The organism is Nocardiopsis lucentensis DSM 44048, from assembly GCF_000341125.1.
GTDB classification, from domain to species: domain Bacteria; phylum Actinomycetota; class Actinomycetes; order Streptosporangiales; family Streptosporangiaceae; genus Nocardiopsis; species Nocardiopsis lucentensis.
On sequence record NZ_ANBC01000433.1, the window covers coordinates 1 to 1,264 of the forward strand.

A 1,264-nucleotide genomic window follows, 5' to 3' on the forward strand; every position below is an offset into this window, starting at 1 on the left:
CGAGTGGGGGCGGCTACACGGCCAAGGTGGACCTGGCCGGACGGGACGCCAAGACGACGTCGGCCACAGAGGTCAAGACCTACCCCGAGGGCAGCACGATCGACATCGTCTGCCAGGCCTACGGTGAGAGCGCCTACGGGTCCTACATCTGGGACAAGACCTCCGACGACCTGTGGGTCACCGACCGCTACGTCTACACCGGCACCGACGGCTTCATCTCCGGGATGCCCCGCTGCGACGACGACGTGCCCACCGACCCGGACGGCGGCACGGCCCCCGAGCCCGGCGACTGCAGCATGGGGCACGGCCGCAACACCAGCGGGCCGCGCGGGTCGACGTCGGGCACCCCGGAGGAGCGGATCCAGCGGGTGATCGACGTGGCGCGGGCGCAGATCGGCCAGGGCTACAGCTACTCCTGGGGCGCCGGCGGTTACGGCGGTGCGTCCTGCGGCATCAGCTCGCCCAGCCCCAGCGGCTGGAACGACTACAACCGGCTCGGGTTCGACTGCTCCGGGCTGACGCTGTACGCCTTCTACGCGGGCGCGGGCCTCGACATCGGCTGGCACACGGGAGCGCAGTACAACCACAGCTCCGCACGGCGCGTCCCCTACGGCCAGCGCAAGCCCGGCGACCTGCTCTTCTGGGGAGGCGGGCCCTCCTCGACCACACACGTGGCGATCTACATCGGCGACAACGAGATGATCGAGGCGTCGTGGCCGCGTGACGCCAACAGCATCCGCGTGTCTCAGGTCGACGGGCCCCACGGGCCGCCCATGTCCACCGTGGTCCGGTTCATCGAGTAGACACAGAAGGCGCTGACACCGTCCACGCCGAGGACCTTTCACCCTCTTATGGGAGGATCCTCGGCGTGGACTTCCTCGTACTCGGCCCCCTCCGGATCACCAACGGCGACGCGTCGGTCGCCCCACGTGCCGCCAAGGACCGTCTCTTCCTGGGCGAACTGCTGGCCCACGCGGGCGGGCAGGTCTCCACGGCACACCTGGCCGACGCGCTCTGGCCTCGGCAACCGCCCGCCAACCCCGTCAACGCCGTGCAGGTGCGCGCCTCCCGGCTGCGCGCGACGCTGCGCGACCTCGGCGGTTCCGAGGAGACCGTGGAGACCGTGCGGACGGACTCGGGCGGGTACCTCCTCGCGTCCGCTCCGGCGGACCTGACCCGACTGCGGGAGGCGGTCCGCCTGGCCCCGGACGCACCGGACGGCCGGAACCTGCTGGCCGACGCGCTGGCGCTGTGGCGGGACGAG

The 1,264-nt window shown here is 71.4% G+C and carries 2 protein-coding genes (1 of these 2 cut by a window edge); both read left to right on the forward strand.

Annotated elements, in window-relative coordinates:
- The coding region (locus D471_RS0115255; RefSeq protein ID WP_026127758.1) for a C40 family peptidase at positions 1-803 on the forward strand (803 nt) is incomplete at its 5' end.
- Between the two features lie 65 nt (positions 804-868).
- On the forward strand, positions 869-1,264 hold the 5' end (the start) of the coding sequence (locus D471_RS0115260) for a BTAD domain-containing putative transcriptional regulator (RefSeq protein ID WP_017599417.1). It continues 984 nt past the right edge of the window; the window shows 396 of its 1,380 coding nt (coding positions 1-396); its start codon is at positions 869-871; the stop codon falls past the right edge of the window.